The sequence below is a fragment of the Bacillota bacterium genome, from assembly GCA_012727955.1.
Classification (GTDB): domain Bacteria; phylum Bacillota; class Limnochordia; order DTU087; family JAAYGB01; genus JAAYGB01.
Map to the genome: position 1 here is coordinate 1 of JAAYGB010000018.1, position 3,577 is coordinate 3,577.

A 3,577-nucleotide genomic window follows, 5' to 3' on the forward strand; every position below is an offset into this window, starting at 1 on the left:
AAAGGAACATGCCCTTACCCTCAAAGCACTGCTGCTCAGGCCAAGAGATCAGCTCAATTTCCGTTGCCCCGGGGACATTACTCAAGAAAGCCACTTCCCCGGGACCGGATTTAAAGCGGCGAACCACCTTCAGTTCCGTAACGGTTTCGTAGAATTCAATGGACTTCTCCAAATCCCTCACACGTAGGGCCAAGTGTTTGATATGCATCTTCACAACTCCTTCTCCAGGCTGCACTGCAAAGGGAAGACATTTCTACATAAAAACAGCCCGACCAATTCTAGTAAACTCTCGAGGATATTATACCCCTACTATTGGGGGGTTAGTCCAGGGTTAGTGGAAATCAGTAAGGAAGGCTGGCTTACCGACAGGTAGGCAGAGGTTATGTTCCCCGATACCAGCCAGACATTTCCGCTATTGACCCTTCAAAGGAGCACCAAAAATATCCCTAACACCGAAGCTAAAACCGCTACGCGTAAGTGACTACATGCTGCCTACAGCGGCATCGTCAGCGCTATCCTGAAGAGCTTCTTCTTGGAGACGATAGATAATAAACTTGTCGAAGGCGTCTTGGGCTCCGGGGACACGGACCTTGTTGAGCTTCCTAAAGGGGTATTTCTTAACCACTTTTTTGTACTTGGGCAGGGGGTAGAATAGGATCAAATCGATGATTCGAGGCGCTTTCTTTACTGAGGTCATGATGTTGCGCAGAACTTTGGCAAATACTCTGTCGGAAAAGGGATTGAAGAAGTAGAAGCAGGTATCTTCAGGCTGAACCTCATAGTGCTCAGCTAAGCCATATTCGAAAAGGATCGGAGCGGCAATATGCTTGGCTTTGAGGCGATAGCTGCTCTTGTTCTGCAAGGCCTCAAGATAGGTTGTCTCATGGGCCTCGATTCCAACCACGGGAATCCGAAAACGCTTGTGGATATAGAAGGCTACCCGGCCTCTACCACAGCCAAAATCTACAACCCGGGAATGTCTTTCTATGTTGTATGACTGAAATAGTATCTCCAGTGCTTCGTAGGGAGTGGCTTCATAACGGTTATAATGACTATGGCCATCCCACTCCCGTAGGCCTCCTGTTCTGATCCCTAACTCTCGGTCATACTTTTTTGTAAGCAATGACAAAATTCCTTTCCTAGCGTGATGTCCTTAACATAGTTCTTTACAAGAGAGCATTTGCCCTCTTATAGGAAGATACGCCCAAGCTCCCAGCCTGAGCGCTAGCCTATGTTATAGCCTAAGTTACGAGGGAATTGAATTTACCATGCCGAAGGATGTTATTATGAGTCATGATTATTTCGATAGGGGTGAGACGCCTATGAAGGGTTCACCAACTAACTCAAGAGGAGTTTATGACAGAAGGCAGTCACCTATAATGGTCACACTTGTTGGACTCTTAATCGCATATCTGCCTCAGTATATACATAGGATCCTGGGTTTACTAGGAATGCAATTTGGTCCCGAAGGTCCTCCATCGGTAATTCTGTGGAACTGGCTGTCTGTGGCGCTCTTGACGGGATATATCATCGCAATCGAGGGGAAAAATCTTGCTTCGATTCTCTTGGTACGTCCGAAAGCAAAGGATTTGGCATGGGCATTTATCTTTTGGGTGATAGCAACTGGCTGGAATTGGACGATGAATATAATGGTTGCACCCCAAGCTCAGAATGAAGGACTGGGAACCATTATTAATCTTCCTATACCAGTTATCATTGGGATGATTTTTACTACAGCCATTACTGAAGAAATTCTCTATAGGGGATATCCGATTGAGCGTCTGGGTGAGCTAACGGGAAATAAGTGGATTGGAGTAGCCTTTAGTCTGATTGTATTCTTACTTCCTCACATCAATTTCTTTGGAGTGCAGTGGCTTCTTTACCATGGTGTTGGCACTATCTTGACCTATGTTCTTTATATGTGGCGACGTAATCTGTGGGCATGTATCCTGATGCATTTTCTCGGGAATGCGCCACTGCTTCTCCCTGCTCTGGGTATGAGTTAAAGGAAGTGTGAACAATAGGTTGTTGGACCAAAGAACGGCGAGCAGGGAATTCCGGCCATGTCCCCTTCAAGGCGTTATTTTTGCCCCATCTAGCCCTAATATCTAACCTTGGGCGAATAAGGTGATTTTGCAAAGATAACTGAGCACTCTTTCTCCTTAATCCGGTGTAAGCCTTAGGCCCAAAGACTTAAGTTTGGATTTGGGTATGTTCCAATCAAGTATATGCCACTTGAGGTGGACTAGCTGTTCACTGGTCTCGGTATGGCTAACGTAGGCAAGTTTCCCCACATATTATGTAAGGTACATCATTCTGCCTGCAAAAAAGTGGTAGATATTATTATCAGATGCTTGGTAGAAGCACAAGAGGGGCATTCATTGACCGACTTCGACGCAGCTCTCCAAGATGGACCTTCTCATCCTCAATTCTGGTTGGTAGAGCTACTGTCTAGCACATGCGAACCACTACTGCCTCGCCTCCATATTTGCCCAAATACTGCAAATATATCACTATAGTTGTAGGGGGTGCGGACATTTTTTTGGACCTGGTTACGCTACTAGCCCAAGGCTTCGTCGATACTCGGTCGGGCTCTTTGCTCCGAGCGATACTTTGATACGGCTTTCGTTGTACCAATGCAAGAAACCGTCCAACTCACCTATGAACGCCTCCAAAGAAACGCCTTCCCACGATCTTGCGTAGAACACCTCATTCTTCAGTATTCCAAAAAAGCCTTCGCAGGCAGCGTTATCTGGGGAGCATCCCTTCCGTGACATTGAGCGAACTAGACCGGCAGTATCCATCCGCAAGATTCATCCAGGCCAACGGTAGTGGCAGCCACGGTCAGTATGTACAATAGGGCGTTCTCCGTTGGATAAGCAGGCAATTGCACCGTCAAGCATTGTGTTGACCAGCTCGGCATCGGGGCTGGTTCCGATGGTCCAACTGACTACCATGCCGTCAAAGCAATCAATGATGGGCGATAGGTAAACTTTGCCCGCGGGTATGTGAAATTCGGTAAGGTCCGTCAGCCACTTCTCATTTGGTCTTGCTGCATGGAAGTCGCGTTACAGTAAGTTAGGTACGGCTGGGCTGATCTCACCTCACCTAGATAGGAGCTGTACCTGCGTTTTTTCCTTCCCTGGACAACAAGATGCTCTTCGTGCATCAACCGCCGAACAACCTTTTCCGACAATCTTATACCGTTCTTCTTTAGCGCAACATGGATTCGTCTGTAGCCGTAGACACACTTGTTCTCATTGAAGATCTCTCTTATTTCTTCCCGCATCGCAATGTATTTGTCTGACCGGCCTAGCGCTTTCCTCTGGTAGAAGTAGCTGCTCTTGGCGATGCCAACACAATTAGAGGGTGCATTAAGAGAGAATTTTTCCAACTATAGAGGCATAGAGTGGACATTTACCCACTCCAAGGGCATGGGTTTCTTCCCCGCCATACTCCACGTCTCAATCTTACCACCTGGCCAAAAAGTGTCCGACGGTATTTATGTAGTCCTGTGTTTTGACAAATATGGGAGAGGGTTTCTTGCAGGATGTGCTGAATCAAAGACCAACCCGAA

5 protein-coding genes and 1 pseudogene are annotated in these 3,577 nt (G+C 47.0%); 1 reads left to right on the forward strand and 5 read right to left on the reverse strand.

The features are described from left to right. Both GX030_04055 and GX030_04060 read right to left on the reverse strand, forming a co-directional pair. The coding region (locus GX030_04055) for a VOC family protein (GenBank protein NLV91553.1) at positions 1-208 on the reverse strand (208 nt) is incomplete at its 3' end. Between the two features lie 273 nt (positions 209-481). Further along, on the reverse strand, positions 482-1,123 hold the full coding sequence (locus tag GX030_04060) for a class I SAM-dependent methyltransferase (protein ID NLV91554.1): 642 nt from the start codon (positions 1,121-1,123) through the stop codon (positions 482-484). Positions 1,124-1,451: 328 nt separating this feature from the next. Between GX030_04060 and GX030_04065 the strand changes: the two genes are divergently transcribed. Then, the gene (locus GX030_04065; GenBank protein NLV91555.1) at positions 1,452-2,006 is read left to right on the forward strand and encodes a CPBP family intramembrane metalloprotease; all 555 of its coding nucleotides are present in this window, start codon (positions 1,452-1,454) and stop codon (positions 2,004-2,006) included. Positions 2,007-2,552: 546 nt separating this feature from the next. On the opposite strand, the gene GX030_04070 is transcribed toward GX030_04065, so the two are convergent. The 3 genes and pseudogenes from GX030_04070 to GX030_04080 form a co-directional block, all read right to left on the reverse strand. Beyond that, entirely contained in the window at positions 2,553-2,804 is a 252-nt protein-coding gene (locus GX030_04070) for an IS3 family transposase (GenBank protein ID NLV91556.1), read from the reverse strand. Between the two features lie 9 nt (positions 2,805-2,813). After that, positions 2,814-3,053, reverse strand: a pseudogene (locus GX030_04075) (transposase family protein). Continuing rightward, positions 3,029-3,394, reverse strand: coding sequence for a transposase (locus GX030_04080; GenBank protein NLV91557.1), 366 nt, complete (start codon positions 3,392-3,394; stop codon positions 3,029-3,031). Before GX030_04080 ends, GX030_04075 begins: the two are co-directional and overlap by 25 nt. Positions 3,395-3,577 lie beyond the last annotated feature (183 nt).

Bases quoted from the DNA above. Each gene is read 5' to 3' on its own strand.
- GX030_04065 (NLV91555.1), top strand. From the start codon at position 1,452: ATGCAATTTGGTCCCGAAGGTCCTCCATCGGTAATTCTGTGGAACTGG.
- GX030_04070 (NLV91556.1), bottom strand. From the start codon at position 2,804: ATGGATACTGCCGGTCTAGTTCGCTCAATGTCACGGAAGGGATGCTCC.